Origin of the sequence: Roseburia sp. OM02-15 (assembly GCF_003481835.1) — a bacterium.
Lineage (GTDB): Bacteria > Bacillota > Clostridia > Lachnospirales > Lachnospiraceae > Eubacterium_I > Eubacterium_I ramulus_A.
In genome coordinates this window covers 1-21113 of sequence record NZ_QULX01000021.1, presented here as the reverse complement: position 1 = coordinate 21113, position 21113 = coordinate 1, and the positions used below count along the sequence as shown (strand labels likewise).

The 21113-nt window shown below is 45.8% G+C and carries 21 protein-coding genes and 1 tRNA gene; 20 read left to right on the top strand and 2 right to left on the bottom strand.

From position 1 onward, the window contains the following. Window positions 1-171: 171 nt before the first annotated feature. A complete protein-coding gene (locus tag DXB15_RS14330) occupies window positions 172-1212 on the bottom strand; it encodes a DUF6076 domain-containing protein (protein ID WP_008816376.1) in 1041 nt (346 codons plus the stop codon). A gap of 302 nt (window positions 1213-1514) precedes the next feature. Here DXB15_RS14330 and DXB15_RS14325 point away from each other — a divergent pair, with 302 nt between their 5' ends. From DXB15_RS14325 to DXB15_RS14275, 11 genes are all read left to right on the top strand, one after another. Then, window positions 1515-1739, top strand: a complete 225-nt coding sequence (locus tag DXB15_RS14325; protein ID WP_005362423.1) for a helix-turn-helix domain-containing protein — start codon at window positions 1515-1517, stop codon at window positions 1737-1739. 147 nt (window positions 1740-1886) lie between these two features. Then, the gene (locus tag DXB15_RS14320) at window positions 1887-2090 is read left to right on the top strand and encodes a hypothetical protein (RefSeq protein WP_004614949.1); all 204 of its coding nucleotides are present in this window, start codon (window positions 1887-1889) and stop codon (window positions 2088-2090) included. 286 nt (window positions 2091-2376) lie between these two features. Continuing rightward, the gene (locus DXB15_RS14315) at window positions 2377-2694 is read left to right on the top strand and encodes a DUF3847 domain-containing protein (RefSeq protein WP_187119663.1); all 318 of its coding nucleotides are present in this window, start codon (window positions 2377-2379) and stop codon (window positions 2692-2694) included. Window positions 2695-2696: 2 nt separating this feature from the next. Further along, window positions 2697-4169, top strand: coding sequence for a MobQ family relaxase (gene mobQ, locus DXB15_RS14310; protein ID WP_187119664.1), 1473 nt, complete (start codon window positions 2697-2699; stop codon window positions 4167-4169). 47 nt (window positions 4170-4216) lie between these two features. After that, window positions 4217-4957, top strand: a complete 741-nt coding sequence (locus DXB15_RS14305) for a CHC2 zinc finger domain-containing protein (RefSeq protein ID WP_014079457.1) — start codon at window positions 4217-4219, stop codon at window positions 4955-4957. Continuing rightward, window positions 4842-6182 carry a virulence-associated E family protein gene (locus DXB15_RS14300; RefSeq protein ID WP_009321442.1) on the top strand — a complete coding sequence of 447 codons (1341 nt, stop codon included), beginning with the start codon at window positions 4842-4844 and terminating at the stop codon, window positions 6180-6182. The genes DXB15_RS14305 and DXB15_RS14300 overlap by 116 nt, the downstream gene beginning before the upstream one ends. Window positions 6183-6452: 270 nt before the next feature. Continuing rightward, window positions 6453-6638 carry a hypothetical protein gene (locus DXB15_RS14295; protein WP_004849804.1) on the top strand — a complete coding sequence of 62 codons (186 nt, stop codon included), beginning with the start codon at window positions 6453-6455 and terminating at the stop codon, window positions 6636-6638. Window positions 6639-6745: 107 nt separating this feature from the next. Next, a complete protein-coding gene (locus DXB15_RS14290) occupies window positions 6746-8368 on the top strand; it encodes a recombinase family protein (protein WP_118703324.1) in 1623 nt (540 codons plus the stop codon). Window positions 8369-8464: 96 nt separating this feature from the next. Then, on the top strand, window positions 8465-9295 hold the full coding sequence (locus DXB15_RS14285) for a hypothetical protein (protein ID WP_147404804.1): 831 nt from the start codon (window positions 8465-8467) through the stop codon (window positions 9293-9295). 267 nt (window positions 9296-9562) lie between these two features. Further along, window positions 9563-10261: a DUF3990 domain-containing protein gene (locus DXB15_RS14280; RefSeq protein WP_118703322.1), complete on the top strand. Its 699-nt coding sequence runs from the start codon at window positions 9563-9565 to the stop codon at window positions 10259-10261. Beyond that, entirely contained in the window at window positions 10224-10871 is a 648-nt protein-coding gene (locus DXB15_RS14275; protein ID WP_243115658.1) for a helix-turn-helix domain-containing protein, read from the top strand. The genes DXB15_RS14280 and DXB15_RS14275 overlap by 38 nt, the downstream gene beginning before the upstream one ends. Window positions 10872-10921: 50 nt before the next feature. Here DXB15_RS14275 and DXB15_RS14270 read toward each other — a convergent pair. Further along, window positions 10922-11009, bottom strand: a tRNA-Ser gene (locus tag DXB15_RS14270). 239 nt (window positions 11010-11248) lie between these two features. Here DXB15_RS14270 and DXB15_RS14265 point away from each other — a divergent pair. From DXB15_RS14265 to DXB15_RS14225, 9 genes are all read left to right on the top strand, one after another. Beyond that, on the top strand, window positions 11249-12322 hold the full coding sequence (locus DXB15_RS14265) for a 6-phosphofructokinase (RefSeq protein ID WP_109216575.1): 1074 nt from the start codon (window positions 11249-11251) through the stop codon (window positions 12320-12322). A 96-nt stretch (window positions 12323-12418) separates the two neighbouring features. Then, window positions 12419-13996, top strand: a complete 1578-nt coding sequence (gene dnaX / locus DXB15_RS14260; protein ID WP_118703321.1) for a DNA polymerase III subunit gamma/tau — start codon at window positions 12419-12421, stop codon at window positions 13994-13996. Between the two features lie 95 nt (window positions 13997-14091). Then, window positions 14092-14442, top strand: a complete 351-nt coding sequence (locus tag DXB15_RS14255; protein ID WP_109216573.1) for a YbaB/EbfC family nucleoid-associated protein — start codon at window positions 14092-14094, stop codon at window positions 14440-14442. Beyond that, entirely contained in the window at window positions 14442-15038 is a 597-nt protein-coding gene (gene recR, locus DXB15_RS14250; RefSeq protein ID WP_109216572.1) for a recombination mediator RecR, read from the top strand. The genes DXB15_RS14255 and recR overlap by 1 nt, the downstream gene beginning before the upstream one ends. Before the next feature lie 144 nt (window positions 15039-15182). Then, on the top strand, window positions 15183-16019 hold the full coding sequence (locus DXB15_RS14245) for a transketolase (protein ID WP_109216571.1): 837 nt from the start codon (window positions 15183-15185) through the stop codon (window positions 16017-16019). Continuing rightward, window positions 16007-16948, top strand: a complete 942-nt coding sequence (locus tag DXB15_RS14240; RefSeq protein WP_109216570.1) for a transketolase family protein — start codon at window positions 16007-16009, stop codon at window positions 16946-16948. Before DXB15_RS14245 ends, DXB15_RS14240 begins: the two co-directional genes overlap by 13 nt. 304 nt (window positions 16949-17252) lie before the next feature. Next, on the top strand, window positions 17253-18773 hold the full coding sequence (locus DXB15_RS14235; protein WP_118703320.1) for a LysM peptidoglycan-binding domain-containing protein: 1521 nt from the start codon (window positions 17253-17255) through the stop codon (window positions 18771-18773). 89 nt (window positions 18774-18862) lie between these two features. Next, on the top strand, window positions 18863-20086 hold the full coding sequence (locus DXB15_RS14230) for a DUF5711 family protein (RefSeq protein ID WP_118703319.1): 1224 nt from the start codon (window positions 18863-18865) through the stop codon (window positions 20084-20086). A 2-nt stretch (window positions 20087-20088) separates the two neighbouring features. Then, window positions 20089-20784, top strand: coding sequence for a CvpA family protein (locus tag DXB15_RS14225; RefSeq protein ID WP_109216567.1), 696 nt, complete (start codon window positions 20089-20091; stop codon window positions 20782-20784). Window positions 20785-21113 lie beyond the last annotated feature (329 nt).

Below are 21113 nucleotides of genomic sequence, written 5' to 3'. Positions count from 1 at the left end.
AAAGAAATTTTTGAAATGTCCGAGCTTTGTAACAATTCAGCCTGTTTTTCTGTCGAAATCAAAGACGCCTCGGACATTTATAGTTCTTCCAAAAGTTTGATGATAATATTACCATTCATGGAAGAAGCAATCTGTTATTGCAATAATGCGAAATTGACGATAGAAAGTTTTTCATATCTCGGTCAGCTCAACAATTACATTACTCTGCTGATACAGCCAGTCCGTAAATTCTTTCGGGCTGGCCGTTCCTGTTTTTACAGCCTTTTTTCTCTGTAAGGCTTCTTTCTTAAAGTCGGAAAAGGAAGCCTGTATTTTTTCCAGACGGTCAGCCGGAAAGCCTGCGGTATTTTTTACCCGGTTTATTTTGTTGCGCCAGTTCTGGCATTCATTTTTATAAAGCAGGTCATAGTTATTTTCTCTTGACCTCTCGTCAAATTCCCGCTTGTTTTGAAGCGCCTGTGCTTTTCGGCACTTGTCGCTGCACAGCTCATACCGCTGGCTCTTTGCCAGAAAATATTTTCCACAGACCTTGCACCGCCGGAAGCAAAGCCCCCAGTCATTCAGCCTGTTCAGATAATAGGTAATCAACGGGTAGAGGGACGCATAGGCAGACACACATTCTTCTGTGCGCCGGTTGTCCGGGAACCAGAGGTCAAGCCGGGTATCTTCTGACGGTGCGCCTTTGAAATAAAGGCTGCCAGCTTGAAATTGTTTCGGTTTTCCTGTCTCCCTGTCAAAGCTCATGGTTTCGTTTTGGAATACCCCGGTCAGTCTGCTCATTTTATCCATGAAGCGGTCACAGGCAGCGTTACGGTCACGGGGTTCTCTGGCAAGCAGATAGCTGTTCCAGATACGGAACGCCACATACATTTTCAGAGGGTCGTTGCTAAGATATTTCTCCCAAAGAAATTCGCTTGCCGCCTGCTCCAGCTCCGGCTGTTTCCATCGGTTGGAGTGGAGAGCTTGCCGCAGCGGAGAAAGCCCGTATAAGTTCCAGTCTCTGTCCGTGTCACGCTCAAAGTTTATCAAAAAAGTTCCCAGTGGGCGTGTCATATCACAAAGCACCTCTGCGTTTTGGCTCCCGTTCAGACGGAAGCGGATCTGCTGTTCTTCCCCAATCAAAATCCGCTCTTTCATTTTCTTCCTGTCCAGCGTCAGGACAAACAAAATCCTCTCAAAACATGGCTCATGCCGTATAAACTGATTCTCCATCCCTATCCCCTGCCTTTGTTTATGGTAATTATATAATTCAGTTATATCCGTTACACTCATGGTATCGCAGAATCATTGTTTTGTCAAGGATAGTACGCTATGATGATTGCGGTTGGTAATTTCGTACCGCACAGTACCTTGACAAGTGAATGACCGTCCAAAAGGGATATGACCGGCAGGAGAAGTGACGCATTCGGCGCACCAATGCAGGGAAACACCGCAGGAATGGGGCAGGAAAACGGCTTTTGGGGAGAACGGCAACAGGAAGCATTTTAACCTATTTGATTTATGGGAGGAACAGAATGAACGATAAAAAGAGATTGAACAGCTACGAGGATTTACCGCTGGTTCTGGATGTGGCGGACATTCAGCGGATTATGGGAATTTCAAGAGCGAGCGCCTATGAGCTGGTACACACACCCGGCTTTCCAGCGTTCCGCAGGGGCAGACTTATCAAGGTCAGCAAAATTGCTTTCTTTGAATGGATGGCAAAAGGCTCCGAAACCGTACCGGGAAGCGACAAATAAGCGTGAGGTATCATTCCCTGACTTGCAATACTGCCGCACTTTCCAAAGGGGCATACAGAGGGAAAAAAACTTAAAAATGATACCGAGACGCTACATCAAAACAGCCTATCTGCGTACATCAGATAGAAACGGAGAAAGGAGCCGGTTATGGCAAGAATGAGTAACAAGCGGCGGTTGGAATGGTCTTTCTTCTTAAATGACCGCAGCCGTATCACTTACAACGAACTGTGCCGGAAATGCCAGCACGAATGTAAACAGAGCTTCCGGGCGGTTGTGGTTGACTGCCCGAAGTATCTTTCCAAGCGTTCCAAGAAAAAGGACAAGACTGCCGGAAACGGCAAAATCCCTTAGGAACTAAGGGCGCACTTCTATACATAGTCTAAAGACCATGTATCGTGCGTCCTGCGGAGCTTACCTCTGCCGCTGATAAAATCAGCAATCCGAGGTCTGCGTTCGCTTCGCTCCGACAAGGTGGCTACACCCCCTTGCGCCGCTAAAGCGGCTATCCCCTGTGTACCCGCCGCAAAGAGAAATCCGCTCTGCGGTTTTCCCTTTTCATCGGGTTTTATAGAAGCACTGACACACGGACTGTCTGCGGATGGTCTTTCTTTATCTTATCAGCAAAGGATGTGAGAACATGGAAAAATCTTTGGAACAGTTGAAGCAGGAATATGAAAAAACCACTGTCCTGCTGGAACAGGAAAAACGGAAAATGCAGCGTTTGAAAAACCGGCAGGCGTATCTGGAAAGCGGTTCCCGGAAACAGAGGACGCACCGGCTGATTACCCGTGGGGCAGCTATTGAGAGCATTGCACCACAGACAAAGGAGCTATCCGAAGCGGAATTTTATTCCCTCATGGAAAACATTTTGAATCTGCCGCAGGCGGAGCATTTCATCCGGTCTGCCACTGAGAACCACGCCCGTATTTCCGGGCAGGAGAAAGGCGGTGACTAAGGATAGCACTTTATCATTTTTCAATCGCACAGATAAAGCGTAGCGCCGGTCAGAGCGCCATTGCAAGCGCAGCCTACCGATCCGGGGAGCGTCTTTACAGCAGCTACTATGGAGAAGTCAGCGATTACACCAAAAAGGGCGGCGTGATTGCTTCGGAAATCATGCTGCCGCCCCATGCGCCGGAAATATATCTTGACCGGGCGACCCTCTGGAATGCTGTGGAGAGCTGCGAGAAACATCCAAAAGCACAGCTTGCCTATTCCTTTGATATTGCCATGCAGAATGAATTGACGCTGGAAGAAAACATGGAGCTGGCAAGGAAGTTCGTGCAGGAGCAGTTTGTGGCAAAAGGCATGATTGCCGATCTTGCTTTTCACAACCCGGAGAAAGAGGACGGCGGCATCCCTAACCCGCATTTCCATGTGATGACAACCATGCGCCCTTTGAACCCGGATGGCACATGGGGACAAAAACAGCGGCGGGAATATCTTCTTGATGAAGATGGAAACCGAATCCGGGATAAAAACGGCGATTATATGTTTAACGCTGTCCATACAACAGACTGGCATGAGCCGGAAACGCTGGAACACTGGCGGGAGCAGTGGGCGGCTGCCGTTAATACAAAATTTGAGGAAAAAGGGCTGGATGTGCGTATCGACCACCGTTCCTATGTGCGGCAGGGGCTTGACCTGATACCTACTGTCCACGAGGGAGCTAATGTCCGGCAGATGGAAGCAAAGGGCATCCGCACCGAGAAAGGGGAACTGAACCGCTGGATTAAAGCCACCAACCGGCTTATACAGGATGTGAGGAAGAAGATCAAAGCCCTGTTTGTCTGGATGGCAGAGGTAAAAGAAGAACTTTCCAAACCGCAGACACCGAGCCTTGCCGACCTGTTGATCGCTTATTACAACCAGCGCAACGCAGGGGCATGGAGCAATAAAGCCAGAACCGGAAACTTAAAGCAGTTTGCCGAAGCCGTCAATTATCTGACGGAAAACAAGCTGCTCACATTAGAGGATTTGCAGGAGCGTCTTTCCTCTGTCAACGAAGAATTTGAAGCGTTAAGCGACTCCATGAAAAAGAAATCTGCCCGGATAAAGGAATTGCAGGAATTGATACGGGAGGGCGAGAATTACCAGCGGCTAAAACCTGTTCATACGGAATTGAACAATATCAAGTTTAAGAAACAGAGGGAGAAATTTGAAACATCCCACGATGCGGAGTTACGGCTGTTTTATGCCGCCCGCCGTATTTTGAAAGAAAAACTGGACGGAAAACCCATTGCCCTGAAAGCATGGAAACAGGAATACGCACAGTTAAAAACAGAGTATGCCGAACTGTCCCCGCAGCACAAGCCACTCCGGGAGGAAGTCATACGGCTACGGCAGGTGCAGAACGCCGTAGATACCGCACTGCGCCGGAGGGAGCAGCCACAGGCAGTACAGAGAAAGAAACATGAGATGGAGCTATGATATAACCGGCAGCTTTACCGCTACCAGTATTTTTATGGAGGGAGCATTTGAATGTATTTGAAGCGGTGAAACAGTCTGTTACCACCCGGCAGGCTGCTTCATTCTATGGAATCCGGGTGGGGAGAAACGGCATGGTCTGCTGTCCATTCCACAATGACCGCACGCCCAGCATGAAAGTGGACAGCCGCTTTTACTGCTTCGGCTGCGGGGCTTCCGGGGATGTGATCGACTTTGCCGCTTTGCTGCATGGATTGGGGAAACGGGAAGCTGCGGTCAGGCTTGCGGAGGACTTCGGCGTTTCCTATGAGAAATCCGGCAATGCGCCGCCAGATAGGAAGCGTCACAACAGGTCACAGCCCCGACAAAAATCAGCGGAGCAGAGATTTCAGGAAACGGAACGGTATTGTTTCCGGGTGCTATGCGATTATCTGCGCCTGCTGGAGCATTGGAAAACAGCACACGCCCCACAGCCGCAGGATGCCATCTGGCATCCTCTTTTTGTGGAAGCGTTGCAGAGGATAAGCTACACAGAATACCTTTTGGATATTTTGTTATACGGAGAAATAGAAGAAAAAGCGGCATTGATCGCCGCACAGGGAAAGGAGGTGTTGCGGCTTGAACAGCGAATTTCAGAGCTTGCCGCCGGAAACGCAGGAAGCGGTCAAAAGGACGATGGACACAATGGAACCGGCGCAGACACCGGCAGAAATCCGGGAAACATTAGAGGGGACGCAGAAAGGCGGCGTGAAGAACAGCATCCGAAACTGCCTGACGGTGTTCCAGCGTGACCCTCTGTTTCGCGGGGCGCTGCGCCTGAACCTTTTGACGGAGCAGATTGACATTGTGAAGCCGCTGGGCTGGGAGCGCACCAGTACCACGCTGACCGACATGGACATGAACTACCTGCTTTTGTATCTGGAAGAAAATTACGGGCTTACCAGCGAGAAAAAGGTGCAGAGCGCCATCAAGATTGTTGCCAATGAAAACCGCTACCATCCAGTCAGGGATTACCTGAACAGCCTGCAATGGGACGGCACAGAGCGCATCCGTTACGCCCTGCATCACTTTCTGGGAGCCGATACGGACGAATACACCTATGAAGCCTTGAAACTGTTCCTGATGGGAGCCATCCGGCGGGTATTCAGACCGGGGAGCAAGTTTGAGGTCATGCTCTGTCTGGTTGGTGGTCAGGGAGCCGGGAAATCTACCTTTTTCCGGCTGCTGGCAGGCAGGGACGAATGGTTTTCAGACGATTTGAAAAAGCTGGACGATGAAAATGTGTACCGCAAGCTGCAAGGGCATTGGATTATCGAGATGTCGGAGATGATTGCCACAGCCAACGCCAAGAGTATTGAGGAAATCAAGTCATTCTTAAGCCGCCAGAAAGAAACCTACAAAGTGCCGTATGAGACACATCCGGCAGACCGGCTGCGGCAATGTGTATTTGGAGGGACGACCAACCGGCAGGACTTTTTGCCCCGTGACCGCACCGGCAACCGGCGCTTTCTCCCCGTGACGGTGTACCCGGAACGGGCGGAGGTTCACATACTGGACGATGAAGCGGCGGCGAGGGCGTATATCGAACAGATGTGGGCGGAAGCCATGACGGTTTATCGCAGTGGGAAGTATAAGCTGTCATTCAGCATGGAAATGAACCGATACCTGAACGCCCACCAGCAGGACTTTATGCAGGAAGACACACAGGCCGGCATGATCTACGCCTATTTGGAGGACTACACCGGCGACAGGGTATGTTCCAAGCAGCTTTATGAGGAAGCGCTGGGGAACTTAAATTCCCCGGCAGACTGGGAGACACGGGCAATCTGCGAGATTATGAATACCGGCATTGCGGGCGGCATCATACAGGGCTGGGTAGCCTACAAAAGCCCGAAGCGGTATAAGAAATACGGTTCTCAAAAAGGCTGGGAGCGTGTCAACCAAGCTCCGCCGGAGGGGGACGGTTTTCAGGAAATCACGGAAGAAGAAGCCCGGCAAATGGAACTTCCATTCTGAAAAGCCACCGGTTGACAGTTTGGTTGACGCTTTGGTTGACAGCCGGTTGACGGGGAAAAGCCTGATATTTGGGGCATTTCTCTCCTTTGTCAACCATGTCAACCAAGAAATCAAAGAAAAAGTAAAAAGTAATAATAGAGCGCCTATGGATTGTTTTCAAAGTCTTTTCTGCCGGTTGACACGGTTTGGTTGACACGGAGACAGTCTGCGGCTGTACACCTGTCTGACATTCCCTTGTCGGGCATATTTCATTTATGGAGGTAACTGCCTATGGCAAAAAGCAAAAACGAGAGCAATAACAAAAACAGCGGCACCCTGCTTACCGAAAAAGACGGCACCCAGTATTTTGTCATGGGGAAAGTCCGTATCAAGGTATCGGAGCATTTCGCACAGGATGGGAAGCCGCTTGACAGCCTGCTGGAAGATGTGATCCAGCACGCTGCCGCCGCTTCCTGAAAAAATACGGAATAACGACTGTCAATCAGCCCACGCTTATGATATACTTGTACCAGCGAGTATTGTATAAGCGTGGGTTGTTTCTTTTAGAAGGAGGATTTTTAACCGTGAAACAACCATACAATACAACGATTTATAACACTGCACTATATTTGAGATTGAGCCGTGACGATGAATTACAGGGGGAAAGCGGCAGTATCCAGACCCAGCGCATGATGCTTAGACAGTATGCCGCAGAGCATGGGCTGACCGTTGTAGACGAGTACATTGACGACGGATGGAGTGGGACAAATTTCGAGCGTCCAAGTTTCCAAAGGATGATTGATGACATCGAAGACGGGAAAATCAACTGCGTTGTCACAAAGGACTTATCCCGTCTGGGAAGAAACTATATCCTGACCGGTCAGTACACGGAAATCTATTTCCCCAGCAAGGGAGTACGCTACATTGCCATCAATGACAATGTGGACACCATCAACGGAGAAAGCGAGCTTGCACCGTTCTTAAACATCCTGAATGAAATGCACGCCCGACAGACCAGCAAAAAGGTCAAGGCTGCCATGCACACAAGATTTGCCAATGGCGCACACTATGGAGCCTATGCACCGCTGGGCTATGTAAAAGACCCGGACAAAAAAGGTCATCTTCTGATCGACCCGGAAACACGCTGGATTGTAGAGAAGATTTTTGACCTTGCTGTACACGGGCGTGGAGCCGCCAGCATTACACGGATTCTGGTGGAGGAAAAAGTACCTACCCCCGGCTGGCTGAACTATGAAAGATACGGGACTTTCGCCAATATCTACGCCGGTGCGCCCGCAGAAAAAGCCTATGCGTGGACGATAGCACAGGTCAAGAGCATTTTGAAAGAGGAAACCTACATCGGTCACAGCATTCACAACAAGCAGAGCAACATTTCATTCAAGAACAAGAAAAAGGTGCGGAAGCCGCAGGAAGAATGGTATCGTGTGGAAAATACCCACGAAGCCATCATTTCTGAAGAAGTGTTCCAAAAAGTTCAGGAGCTGATTGCAAGCAGACGCAGGAAACGCAGAAACGGTACGACACAGATTTTCGCAGGATTGATAAAATGTGCAGACTGCGGATGGTCTTTAGCCTATGGGGAAAACAAGCAGAATAAGAACCCATACGGGTACTACCATTGCAGCAAGCACGGGCAGGGATTACGCCAGTGTTCCATGCACTATATCCGCTATGATGTACTGTATGCCTATGTGCTTGCAAGACTGCAATACTGGTCTATGCTGGCACAGAAAGACGAGGACAATCTGCTGAAACGCCTGCTCAATGCCAGCGACAGGGAAAGAAACTCTGCGAAGAAAAAGCAGGCTGCGGAGCTGAAAAAGGCAGAGAAGCGTAAAGCCGAGGTTGACGGGCTGTTTGCTAAAATGTATGAGGACTGGTCTGCCGGACGCATAACCGAGTATAACTTCAATATGCTGTCCGAGAAGTACCAGAACGAGCAAAAGGAGCTTGAAACAAAAATAAGACAGCTTCACGAAACGATGGAAGCCGCCGTACAGACCGCAGCGGATGCTGAAAAGTGGATTGCCCTGATGAAACAGTATGTCAACCCTGTGGAGCTGACCGCCGAACTTCTGAACACTCTAATTGAAAAAATAACCGTCCACGAAGCTGTCAAGGGCGAGGACGGAAGCCGTGAGCAGGAAGTAGAAATCTACTACCGCTTCATCGGCAAAATCGACTGACCTTTCTTTTTTACCCAACAATATCTTTAATTAAGGGAGACGGGTTTATCCTATCCGGATATGACATTAGTTACCAGTTTATGTGAGATCTTGCATGTGTCAGAACATGAACTTCTGACAGCCAGCGATGACATGCATCAGCGCGAAATCGAGGAACAGTCTCGTGGATATCTGAGAATTTTAAAAGGCTATACATGGATCACTTACATTTGCTATCTTGCAATTTTGATCCCATGCTTTATCGGCAATCTTGTGACAGAGCATTGCCTGTCCTGGTTTTTTATCGTAGTCGGTGGTCTTGCCATGGTATTTTCTTTCCTGAATGTACCGGTGATGACCAAAACAAGACGTGCAGAAAAATGCTTCTGGTGTTTTTATGGATCACTCATTTATATGCTGTGCGTCTGCCGAATCGTGTTAGGTGGTGACTGGTTGATCATGTCTCTGCTTGGTGTCAGCTTTGGTTTACTCAGTGTATTTTTACCGATCATTCTGTGCAGCTGGCATTTTGACTGGGCGATTTTGCATCACAAAGGACTGATCTGTCTTGCAGTTGATACGGTATTAGCCTATCTGATGGTATTTTTCGGATGTCTGTTCTATATGAAAGGTGTGACAGGTGTCATCATCGCTCAGAACCTTTGGGTACTGACAATTTTTGTAATACTTGCATGGGCAATCTTTGTGGTGTTCCGATACATCAGATGCAGTCGTTTCATGAAAACAAGTATCACAGTTGCACTTTGTGGAGTATGGATGTTTTTGGCTAACACGATGGTCAGCATTGCTTACGGCAACAGAGTTGTCAGACCAGGTGTAAACTTTCATAACTGGATGGAGTTTGGGGGACAAAATATCGGACTGGTGATTCTGATCGTTGGTGCAGTGATGGTTGCAGTTAGCATGATCCGGAATATGAGAAAGTAAAAGATATGAAAAACTAAATGGGATAAAAATAAGGTATGTCTATCCGCGTTAAAGTTGTGAGATGGACGTACCTTATTTTGTTGTGTATATAACAGATGGATTACCTATATTATTGGTAACGTGTGCCGACTTTTTTTGGAATATCTTCAAGTAATATTTTTAACAAAATGAACACTATTGACGAAAGTATCGTTATAACGATATAATAATTTTAGAAAAATAAGTATTATTTACGATAGTTTTTTTGCAGAAAAAAGGAGTGAGGGTATGGGCGGAAAACTTACGATTTATCACGGATCACAAAAATTAATACAGCAGCCTGTTTATGGGGCAGGAAATGTACGGAATGATTATGGTTTGGGTTTTTACTGCACAGAAAATCTGGATCTTGCAAAAGAATGGGCATGTACAGAAGAAAATAGCGGATATGCCAATTGTTATCAATTAGATCTTTGCGGACTTACCATACTGAATCTGTCAGATTACAGATACCATATTTTAAATTGGCTGTCATTGTTGTTACAAAATCGTGTTTTCAAAATATCGAATGATCTGGCAGCAGAAGGAAAAGAATATATTTTAGATACTTTTTTACCGGAATATGAAGAAAAAGATATTATCATTGGTTATCGTGCAGACGATTCTTATTTTTCGTTTGCCAATGCTTTTTTGAATAATACATTGTCGCTTGCTCAGTTGGAAAAGGCAATGTATCTTGGAAAATTAGGGGAACAGATTGTGCTAAAAAGTAGAAAAGCATTTGAACAGCTTTCTTTTCAGGAAGCCATCTATGCAGAAAAAGAGACTTATTATCCGAAGAAGATGAACCGCGATCAGGGCGCAAGGGAGGCATTTCGTTCAGAACGAAGCAAAAAGAGAGCAGCAGATGCGATTTATATGATTGATATTTTACGAGAGGAGTGGAAAAATGATGATGCACGCTTATCCAGAAACTTATCTGAATGATGCAATGGATAACCTTGGAAATATGTTTGATTATGGAATCGTAGATCTTCATTATGATCCGGAGCGTTTTTATGAGCAGTTTCTGGCTTCAGGAGTGGCAAAGCAGTTTGAGCAGGGAAATCCAAAATATGTGGCAGGATTGTCTGGTCCGGAACTTGCAATCGAAGTAATCTATCGAACGGAAGATCATCGACCGACACAGATGCCTTCCGAGGAAGTTGATAAATCGCCGGAATACTGGGCTGGCTGGAGCCTTGCCTATTATCAGTGGTATCGGGCGCACCGTTTTTCCTATTTGCAGCAGTATGGACTGACGATTCAACGCATATTGTCTATGTATCCAACTTTGCATGAAGCAGACTTGTCAAAATTTGTTTCGGTAGCAGATGAGATTATCGCAAAAGAAAAATCAGCTCAGATCAGCAATTTGCAGAGAATGAGGAAAAATTGCGGCATGACGCAGAAAGAACTTGCCGAAAAATCAGGAACATCTCTGCGCATGGTGCAGTTGTATGAACAAAGGCAGCAGGATATCCGAAAAGCAGAAGCACAGACACTTGTAAATTTGTCGAAAGTGCTGGGATGTGGAGTAGAAGATCTGTTTGATTGAAATTAAAAGGGAATGCAGAACGAAAGCCGTTTTTGCATTCCCTTTTTCAACGGAGAAGGAGGGATTTGAACCCTCGCGCCGTGTTACCGACCTACTGGTGTTCGAAGCCAGACCCTTCAGCCACTTGGGTACTTCTCCAAAATAAGACTTAATTAGTATAAACATTTTTCAGAGGTTCGTCAATCCCTGAAAAGTATGCTAAAATATAGTTTACTGTAAAATTTTCAGACAGGGCAATTAGTCTTGTAATCCCCTGGTTAATTTGATAAAATTCAGAACATACGATGTGTTTTTTTCACAGATTGTTTTATAATAAAAAGTACAAGAAATAAACAGGGTAATCTGATCATCTGTGAACTGAGAGAGGAGCGGAAACAATGAAAAGAATCGGAATGCTGACAAGTGGCGGAGACTGCCAGGCTTTAAATGCCGCAATGCGCGGAGTAGTAAAAGGATTAAATACCAATCTGGATGAACTGGAGATTTATGGTTTTTACGATGGATACAAAGGACTGATCTACGGAAATTATCGTCTGCTGACATCCAAAGATTTTTCCGGAATTCTGACAAAAGGCGGAACGATTCTTGGAACATCCCGCCAACCGTTCAAATATATGCGTGTGCCGGATGAAAACGGACTGGACAAGGTAGAGGCAATGAAACATACCTATCACAAACTGAACCTTGACTGTCTGGTAATTCTTGGCGGTAACGGTACACAGAAAACCGCAAACCTGCTTCGTGAGGAAGGTTTGAATATCATTCATCTGCCAAAAACCATCGACAATGATATTTATGGTACGGATATTACCTTCGGTTTTCAGAGTGCGCTGGATATTGCGACGGGCGTTATCGACTGCATTCATACTACAGCAGCTTCCCATAACCGCGTATTTATCGTGGAGATCATGGGGCATAAAGTTGGCTGGCTTCCGCTTCATGCCGGCGTAGCAGGCGGCGCTGATATCATTCTGATCCCGGAGATCCCGTATGATATTGACAAAGTTGTAGAGGCCATCAACAAACGAAGCAAAGATGGAAAAGGTTTCACGATTCTGGCAGTTGCTGAAGGTGCGATTTCCAAAGAAGATGCAAAACTTTCCAAGAAAGAGCTGAAGGCAAAGAAAAAAGAGACAAAATATCCGTCTGTCTCCTATGAAGTGGCAGCACAGATTCAGGAGCGTACAGGAAATGAAGTGCGTGTTACCGTTCCGGGACATATGCAGCGTGGCGGAAGTCCGTGTGCTTACGACCGTGTTCTGTGTACACAGCTTGGTGCGCATGCAGCAAAACTGATTCTGGATGAGGATTACGGCTACATGGTTGGTATGATCGACGGTCAGACCAGGAAAGTACCTTTGGGCGATGTTGCCGGCAAACTGAAAATGGTTCAGCCGGACTGCCAGCTGATCAAAGAAGCTAAATTAGTGGGAATCTGCTTCGGAGATTAATAATTATATTCAAGAATGCTTCGGTATTCTTGTTGCGAGGCGCTAACTGCATAAATTGCAATAAAACGTGTTACTGAGAGTTAGAAAGGAGCCGCTATGTCTTATACGGCTTTATATCGAAAATACCGTCCGTCCGAATTTGAGGATGTAAAAGGACAGGAGCATATTGTTACAACATTAAAAAATCAGATCAAAGCAGACCGTATCGGACATGCTTATCTGTTTTGCGGTACCCGTGGAACCGGAAAAACCACGGTAGCAAAAATTTTTGCAAAAGCCGTAAACTGTGAGCATCCGGTGGACGGAAGTCCCTGTGGGGAGTGCGCTTCCTGCAAGGCGATCGCAGCAGGCTCATCCATGAACGTGATCGAGATCGATGCGGCTTCCAACAACGGTGTGGAAAACATTCGTCAGATCCGTGAGGAAGTTTCCTATTCCCCGACGCAGGGAAAGTATAAAGTATACATCATCGATGAGGTTCACATGCTTTCCATCGGAGCCTTCAATGCTTTGCTGAAAACACTGGAAGAACCGCCATCTTATGTTATCTTTATTCTGGCAACCACAGAATCACACAAGATTCCGATCACGATTCTGTCCCGTTGTCAGAAGTACGACTTCCGCAGGATTTCCATCGAGACGATTTCAGACCGTCTGATGGATCTGTTGCAGCAGGAAGGCGTGGAAGCAGAGGAAAAAGCAGTCCGTTATGTGGCAAAAGCCGGAGACGGTTCCATGCGAGATGCGTTAAGTCTGCTGGATCAGTGTATCGCTTTTTATCTGGGTGAACCGCTGACCTACGACCATGTGCTGGAAGTGCTTGGCGCGGTGGATACTGAAGTATTCAGCCGTTTGCTTCGTTCCATTCTGGCAAATAACGTGGTGCAGGCGATTGAACTTTTGGAAGAACTGATCGTGCAGGGACGTGAACTGGGGCAGTTTGTGACCGATTTTGTATGGTATCTGCGTAACCTTCTTCTGGTCAAAAGCTCCGACCAGATGGAAGATGTGCTGGACATGTCCAGTGAAAATCTGGCATTATTAAAAGAAGAAGCGGACATGATCGAGGGTGATGTGATCATGCGTTACATCCGTATTTTTTCAGATTTATCCGGTCAGCTTAAATATGCACCGCAGAAGCGTGTATTAATTGAGATCGCTCTGATCAAACTTTGCCGCCCGGCAATGGAAACCACGCAGGATGCGCTGACCGACCGTGTGGCACAACTTGAGAAAAAAGTAGAAGAAGGTGTAACCGTGGTGGCAGCAGCATCGGCTGTGCAGCCTGCTTCGGGCAGTGCACCTGCTACACCACAGAAACCGAAAGAACCGGCGCAGATGCCGAAAGCAATCCCGGATGACATCCGTCAGGTGGTAAAAAACTGGAGTTCCATTGTGCGTGAACTTCCGGGTGTTACTGCGACTTATTTGAGGAGCGCACACTTAAGCCTTGGCGGAGAAAATAAATTAATGCTGGTGTTTGATGACGATTTGGCATATACTTATGTGACGGAGGAGCGTCGCAGGACGGAAATCACGGAACGGATCTCAAACCGGATCGGCAAAGAGATTGAGGTAGTGATGCAGTCCAACGATTCCGGACGCCCATTCGAAGAGAATTATATCGATCTGGAACAGATTGTCCACATGGATATTGAAGTGGAAGATGAATAACTGCAGGAAAATACGGAATGAACCCTGAAAGAAACAAACAGGGAGTAAATTGCGTGTAAATGCGGGTAAAATTTGAAATAGCAGGAGGATGCAATATGGCAAAAAGAGGTGGATTTCCGGGAGGAATGCCGGGAAACATGAATAATCTGATGAAACAGGCACAGAAAATGCAGCGTCAGATGGAAGAAGCAACCAAAGAGCTGGAAGAGAAAGAAGTATCTGCCAGCGCAGGCGGCGGAGCAGTAGAAGTAACTGTATCCGGTAAAAAAGAAGTAGTAAAAGTAAAATTAGCAGAAGAAGTAGTAGATCCGGATGATATCGAGATGCTGGAAGATCTGATCGTAGCTGCTACAAACGAAGCACTGCGTAAAATGGATGAAATCTCACAGCAGTCCATGTCCAAGATTACAGGCGGCATGGGAATGGGCGGAGGATTTCCGTTCTAATGGATTACTACAGCAAGCAGATCAGTAAATTGATTGAAGAACTGTCTTCTCTGCCGGGCATCGGCAGCAAGTCCGCGCAGCGTCTGGCATTTCACATCCTGAACATGCCGACAGAGCGGGTAGAACGACTGGCAGACACCATTCTGGATGCCAGAAAAAATATCCGTTACTGCAAGACCTGTTACACACTGACAGATGCGGAAGAATGCCCGATCTGTCGAAACAACGGACGTGATCATTCCACGATCATGGTAGTGGAGACTACCCGTGATCTGGCAGCTTATGAAAAGACAGGACAGTACGATGGCGTATATCATGTGTTACACGGCGCGATTTCCCCAATGCTTGGAATCGGACCGGAAGATATCCGTCTGAAAGAACTGATGCAGCGTCTGCAGGGCGATGTAAAAGAAGTGATCATCGCCACGAACTCCAGCCTGGAGGGAGAGACGACTGCCATGTATATCAGCAAACTGATCAAACCGACCGGGATTAAAGTATCGCGAATTGCCAGCGGTGTGCCGGTGGGCGGTGATCTGGAATATATTGATGAGGTTACATTATTAAGAGCTCTGGAAGGACGAGTGGAATTATAGTCTGTAAAAATGTGATGCTATTTTTATGATAGAATCGCAGATATGATTGCAATAAATATACATTTTGGTTATATGATGTATATTTCGCAAAAAAGCTATAGGGAAACTTGGTTCGATAGAGCAGAGCAAGAAAGGGAGCACATTATGACAAAGTTAGAACTTGAAAAAATTGCTGTAGAAGTGCGCAAAGGAATCATCACCGGCGTACACAGCGCAAAATCCGGTCATCCGGGTGGATCTTTATCCGCAGCAGAGATTTTTACTTATCTGTATTTTGTAGAGATGAATGTAGATCCGAAAAATCCGAAAGATCCGAACAGAGACAGATTCGTCCTTTCCAAAGGACATGTTGCACCAGGTCTGTATGCGACACTGGCACAGAAAGGATATTTCCCGGTAGAAGAGCTGAAAGGACTGCGTCATATCGGCTCCATGCTTCAGGGACATCCGGATATGAAACACATTCCGGGTATTGATATGTCCAGCGGTTCCTTAGGACAGGGATTTTCTGCAGCAGTTGGTATGGCACTGGCAGCAAAAATGGACGGCAAAGATTACCGCGTATATTCACTTGCCGGTGATGGTGAGATCCAGGAGGGACAGATCTGGGAGGCATCTATGTTTGCCGGAGCACGTAAACTGGACAACCTTGTATTATTCGTAGACAACAACGGTCTTCAGATCGATGGAAATATCGCAGACGTATGCTCACCGTACCCGATCGATAAAAAGTTTGAGGCATTCAATTTCCATGTAATCAACATCAACGGAAATGATTTTGACGAGATCGCAGCAGCATTAAAAGAGGCTCGCGAGACAAAAGGTCAGCCGACAGCTATTATCGCAAAAACAATCAAAGGTAAAGGTGTATCTTACATGGAGAATCAGGCCGGATGGCATGGAAAAGCTCCAAACGATGAAGAATTTGCCATTGCTATGGAAGAATTAAAGAAAGCAGGTGAAGCATTATGTCAGAAATAAAGAAAATCGCAACAAGAGACAGTTACGGCAATACATTAGTAGAGCTTGGTAAAGAGCATGATAATTTAGTAGTTCTGGATGCTGACCTTGCTGGAGCAACCAAAACAGGCGTATTCAAAAAAGAGTTCCCGGAGCGTCACATTGACTGTGGTATCGCTGAGGGCAACATGGCAGGTATCGCTGCAGGTCTTGCTACCTGTGGAAAAGTTCCGTTCATGAGTTCTTTCGCAATGTTTGCAGCAGGACGTGCTTTTGAGCAGGTTCGTAACTCCATCGGATACCCGCACTTAAATGTAAAAATCGGTGCAACTCACGCAGGTATCTCTGTAGGTGAGGATGGAGCAACTCATCAGTGTAACGAGGATATCGCACTTATGCGTACAATTCCGGGCATGGTAGTCATCAATCCGTGTGACGATGTAGAAGCAAAAGCAGCTGTTCGTGCCGCTTACGAGTACGAAGGACCGGTTTATTTAAGATTTGGTCGTCTGGCAGTTCCGGTAATCAACGACGAAGCAACCTACAAATTCGAGATCGGTAAAGGTATCGTATTAAAAGAAGGTAAAGACGTAACTATTATCGCAACAGGTCTGTGTGTAAACGAAGCTCTGGAAGCAGCAAAACTGCTGGCAGCAGACGGCATTGATGCAGAAGTGATTAACATCCATACGATCAAACCGCTGGATGAGGATCTGGTTGTTGCATCTGCACAGAAAACAGGCAAAGTCGTAACAGTAGAAGAGCACTCTGTAATCGGTGGTCTTGGAAGTGCTGTATGCGATGCGTTAAGCGAGAAAGCTCCGACAAAAGTAATGAAGATCGGTGTGTATGATCGCTTTGGTGAGTCTGGACCGGGTGCTGAGCTGATTAAGAAATATGAGCTTGATGGTGAGAGCATCTATAAAAAAGTAAAGGGCTTTATGGCTTAAAAAATCTTGTTTAGGGTGGCTTAAAATTCTTAAGCCTGTGAAAACGCCAGTCATCCATCTTACCTCCGCAGCTAACAATCGCTTGCTGAGGAAAGATGGATGACTGGCGTTTATTTACGTTGAGATAATTATAAATTTTTGCGCCAATCTGCACTGTGTGTTGATTCTTCAATCTCGCTTTCATATACTTTGAGTTTATTTCCAAAAAACGGCAAAGTTTTACAGTGTTTCCGTGATATTATTCCCCGAGAAATTTAAAACACTATGATTGTATGAAAATATAGAGAAAGAGGGAATCAAAAACATGGGAAATCAGCGTGACAGACAGTTTACACTTCCGAAAAACATTCGCCAGATGGGACAGTTTGGAGATACATATAAAATATACGTCGAGGATTTTGTATACACCTATGTGCATCGGACGCTTCACATGGAAAAACAGGAACATGAAATCGCGGCAGCTGTTTTACTTGGAAAAACCTGCCGGCGCAACAATCAGGAGTACATTTTTATCAGTGGCGCACAGCAGGTATCTTTTTCGGAATGGGGACAAGCTGATGAAACAGATTCGATGCAGCATTTTACAGAAAATGATATGACCGTTTTGAAATCAGATGCAGAACTAAATTCAAAACCAAATGCGGAACCAGATACGGGATTCGATACGCAAAAAGAAGATGCTGTGTATCAAACGGAAGAGACTATGTATGATGTCCCTGTTTCCGCGATCGCATCGCAGGAACGTCAGCAGCAATTCTGGGAAAAAGTATATCAGGGCATTAAGGAATATTTCAGCGATCTGGAACTCTTGGGATGGTATTTTAATCTGGATGGCGATAATCTGGAGATCAGTGCGTCCATGCAGCAGTTTTTTGACGCAACAGAGGAACACGGTTCCAAATTTTTATACTTTGAGGACAAGCTGAACCGGCAGGACGTATTTTTCGTGCAGGAACAGCATTCCCTGCAACGGGTGGAAGGCTACGCGGTGTATTATGAAAAAAATCCATCCATGCAGGAGTTTCTGGTGGCACAGAACCGTCATACGGAGCCGCCACGCGTGGAAGGAGAGGGTATTTCTGCCAAACGGGAGGATGTTGCGCAGAATTACCGTGCCATTTTGAATAAACTGAATGAGAAACCGGCAAAAAAGAAACGTCAGCCCTTTGTCTATGTGGCAGGAGTTGCAGTTTTGGCAGTGGTGGCAGCGACAGGCATCACGCAGGTGGGCAATTATCAGAATCTGAAGACTCTGCAACAGACGTTACAGACTGTTTCGGGAAATGTGCAGGGAAAGCAGGACGCAAAGAAAACTTCGTCTACGGATCCAAAAGAAGTAGCAAAATCCGGGGATGAGAAAAACGCGGGACAGACCTCAGAGGCATCATCAGATGGAAAACAGGAGACAGGTGAACAGAATACAACCCAATCCGGTGAGACTAGCGATGCAGCGCAGACAGCGTCAGAAAATGCATCAGGAAAGCAGGGGACAGATCAAAATACTGATACAAAGTCAGATCAGAGCGCAAATCAGAATACCGATACGAAGGCAGATCAGGGCACTACACAGAATACAGACGTGAAGGCAGATCAGAGCACAAAAAAGAATACAGATCAGAGTCAGGGGAATCAGAGTCAGAACACGCAGTCACAGCAGACTTCTGCTCAGGATGTGCGGCATTACACTGTGAAAAAAGGAGACAGCCTTATGTCGATCAGCAAAGCGATTTATCATGACACAAGCATGATTGACAAAATCTGTTCCATGAACCAGATCGAGAACATGGATATGATTTATGAAGGGCAGGATCTGATTTTACCGTAAAAGGGCGGGAAAACTTCCGTCACGCTGGACTTCGCAGAAAAAATGAATTATGATGTATAGGAAAAAGCATTTCTGAAACGGAGGAAAGCATGAAAGACACAGGAAAAAGCAACCTGCAGATGGTTCGGGATAACTGGGAAGAAATCGAGCGAAAAGTTCGTGAACATCATAGAAAACAATTAAAGATAGCGGCGCTGATTGTTGGAATCTGCGTGGCACTTGGAATCACTTATTATGTATATGTGCAGCACAAATCTTACACAGATTATAAAATCGTAGATACCGTGGAGCGTTCCGACAGCGCAGCAACGCATTTTGTGCAGTATAATGGACATTTATTAAAATACAGCAATGACGGAGCCGTTTACACAACCGTTAACAATGATGTGATCTGGAATCAGAGCTTTGAAATGCAGGAGCCGACTGTATCGATCTGTCAGAAATATGTGGCGTTTGCTGACAGTGATGGAAAAGAAATCTATGTCATGGATGACAGCGGCACACAGGGCAAATTCAAGGTAACAATGCCTGTAATAAAAATGGATGTCTCTGCGCATGGCACGGTGGCAGTTTTGATGGAAGATGATGGTACAAGCTATCTGGCACTTTACAGCAAATCTGGCGAACAGCTGGCAGAGGGTGCGATCCATGTGGAAAATGGTGGTACACCGTTAGCAATTGCGCTGTCGGCAGATGGTCAGAAACTGGCAGTTTCCAGTATGGATATTCATGATGGAAGCGTAAAATCCACCGTAAGTTTTTATAATTTTGGCGCAGTAGGTGAAAACAAAGTAGATCATATCGTTGCAAGTTACTCTTATGCAGATACGGTGATTCCGGAACTGACATATATTGGATCTGACCATGTACTTGCATTTTCCGATAAGGGTGTTTATACATTTACCGGAAGCACAGAGCCAAAAGAAGGACCGAAGAAAGAGACCGACGAGGAGATCAAAGGTGTTTTCTACGATGAGTCCTATTTTGCGCTTATTTTTGCGGCAGGCAAGGATGAGGCAAAACGCCGTGTCGAAGTATATAATATGAAATGCAGTCAGCAGGTAACGTTTGAAACAGATTTTTCCTTTGAGGAAGCACAGTTTCTGGATAATCATGAGATCTGCCTGACCAGTGAAAATGCCTGTGCACTGTATACACTTGGCGGGCGTGAAAAATTTTACTATGAATTTGAAAATCGTCTGTGTGCCGTGACACATGTCAGCGGATATCGCAGATATGCCTTTGTAATGGAAGGAAAAACCGAACAGGCGCGTTTGAAGCTGTTCGACGGACAGAAAACAGGAGATAAGTAGTCATGAATTGGTTATTCTGGATTGTGGTGGCAATTATCGTATTTTTTGCAATCCGAGGATGGAACAGAGGTCTGCTGCGCATTTTGTATTCGCTGATCTCTGTTGTGCTGCTGATAGGACTGATATCCTATGCAACGCCATATGTTACCAGTTATATAAAAGAAAACACAGGAGTTTACACTTTATTACAGGAACGCTGTACGCAGGCGTTGAAAAATCGTGGAGAATCGACAATAGAAGAAAAAACGTCGGAACAAACCAGTAATACAGAAGTGGCAGGTGTATCCCTTCCGGAGCATGTTACTTCTTATATAACAGATTCTGGAAATGCACTGCTGGATCAGGCAGGCGTCTATGATATGCTTGGAAGTAAACTGGCAGATTGGATTCTGGCGGGAATTTCATATTTTATTGCGTTGATCATTGCGGGGATTATTGTATCGTTGATCGGCAGGGCACTCCGAATCGTGAGCCGGATTCCTGTGATCAAAGGAATCAACCGGACGCTTGGAATATTTGCAGGTGGTTTTCAGGGACTGCTTTTGATCTGGCTGCTCTTTTTGCTGCTTACTTTATTTGCGGCAACAGACCTTGGAAAAATGTGTATCGAACAGATTGATCAAAATGTTGTGCTCAGATATTTGTATTATGATAATGCATTGTCGAAGATTTTGACTGGATTTTTATTTGGTAAGTAAAAATATAAGAAAGAATAGAAACGAAAAGGTAATAGATGTTGTGGATGAGAATGCTGGAACTACAACATCTATTGTTCTGTAAAAAGACTTGAAAAAAATGTAAAAAAATGTGTAAAAAAGTGTTGACAATGTAAAGCCCCGATGGTATTATCTAATAGCTGTCGCGGGGAACGAAGCAAAATGAAAAACAACTTTTAAAAAAAGTTAAAAAAGTTGTTGACAAGAGCAAAAACCTGTGATAAGATAAAAAAGTCGCTGAACGAAAGCGATAACAAAGAACTTTGATAACTGAACAGTGAAATAACCTTGAAAGATTCATTGAGAACAGC

Coding starts and splice junctions, on each gene's coding strand:
- DXB15_RS14330 (WP_008816376.1), bottom strand. CDS start 1,212: ATGGAGAATCAGTTTATACGGCATGAGCCATGTTTTGAGAGGATTTTG.
- DXB15_RS14325 (WP_005362423.1), top strand. CDS start 1,515: ATGAACGATAAAAAGAGATTGAACAGCTACGAGGATTTACCGCTGGTT.
- DXB15_RS14320 (WP_004614949.1), top strand. CDS start 1,887: ATGGCAAGAATGAGTAACAAGCGGCGGTTGGAATGGTCTTTCTTCTTA.
- DXB15_RS14315 (WP_187119663.1), top strand. CDS start 2,377: ATGGAAAAATCTTTGGAACAGTTGAAGCAGGAATATGAAAAAACCACT.
- DXB15_RS14300 (WP_009321442.1), top strand. CDS start 4,842: ATGGACACAATGGAACCGGCGCAGACACCGGCAGAAATCCGGGAAACA.
- DXB15_RS14295 (WP_004849804.1), top strand. CDS start 6,453: ATGGCAAAAAGCAAAAACGAGAGCAATAACAAAAACAGCGGCACCCTG.
- DXB15_RS14280 (WP_118703322.1), top strand. CDS start 9,563: ATGGGCGGAAAACTTACGATTTATCACGGATCACAAAAATTAATACAG.
- DXB15_RS14275 (WP_243115658.1), top strand. CDS start 10,224: ATGATGATGCACGCTTATCCAGAAACTTATCTGAATGATGCAATGGAT.
- DXB15_RS14265 (WP_109216575.1), top strand. CDS start 11,249: ATGAAAAGAATCGGAATGCTGACAAGTGGCGGAGACTGCCAGGCTTTA.
- dnaX (WP_118703321.1), top strand. CDS start 12,419: ATGTCTTATACGGCTTTATATCGAAAATACCGTCCGTCCGAATTTGAG.
- DXB15_RS14255 (WP_109216573.1), top strand. CDS start 14,092: ATGGCAAAAAGAGGTGGATTTCCGGGAGGAATGCCGGGAAACATGAAT.
- recR (WP_109216572.1), top strand. CDS start 14,442: ATGGATTACTACAGCAAGCAGATCAGTAAATTGATTGAAGAACTGTCT.
- DXB15_RS14245 (WP_109216571.1), top strand. CDS start 15,183: ATGACAAAGTTAGAACTTGAAAAAATTGCTGTAGAAGTGCGCAAAGGA.
- DXB15_RS14240 (WP_109216570.1), top strand. CDS start 16,007: ATGTCAGAAATAAAGAAAATCGCAACAAGAGACAGTTACGGCAATACA.
- DXB15_RS14235 (WP_118703320.1), top strand. CDS start 17,253: ATGGGAAATCAGCGTGACAGACAGTTTACACTTCCGAAAAACATTCGC.
- DXB15_RS14230 (WP_118703319.1), top strand. CDS start 18,863: ATGAAAGACACAGGAAAAAGCAACCTGCAGATGGTTCGGGATAACTGG.
- DXB15_RS14225 (WP_109216567.1), top strand. CDS start 20,089: ATGAATTGGTTATTCTGGATTGTGGTGGCAATTATCGTATTTTTTGCA.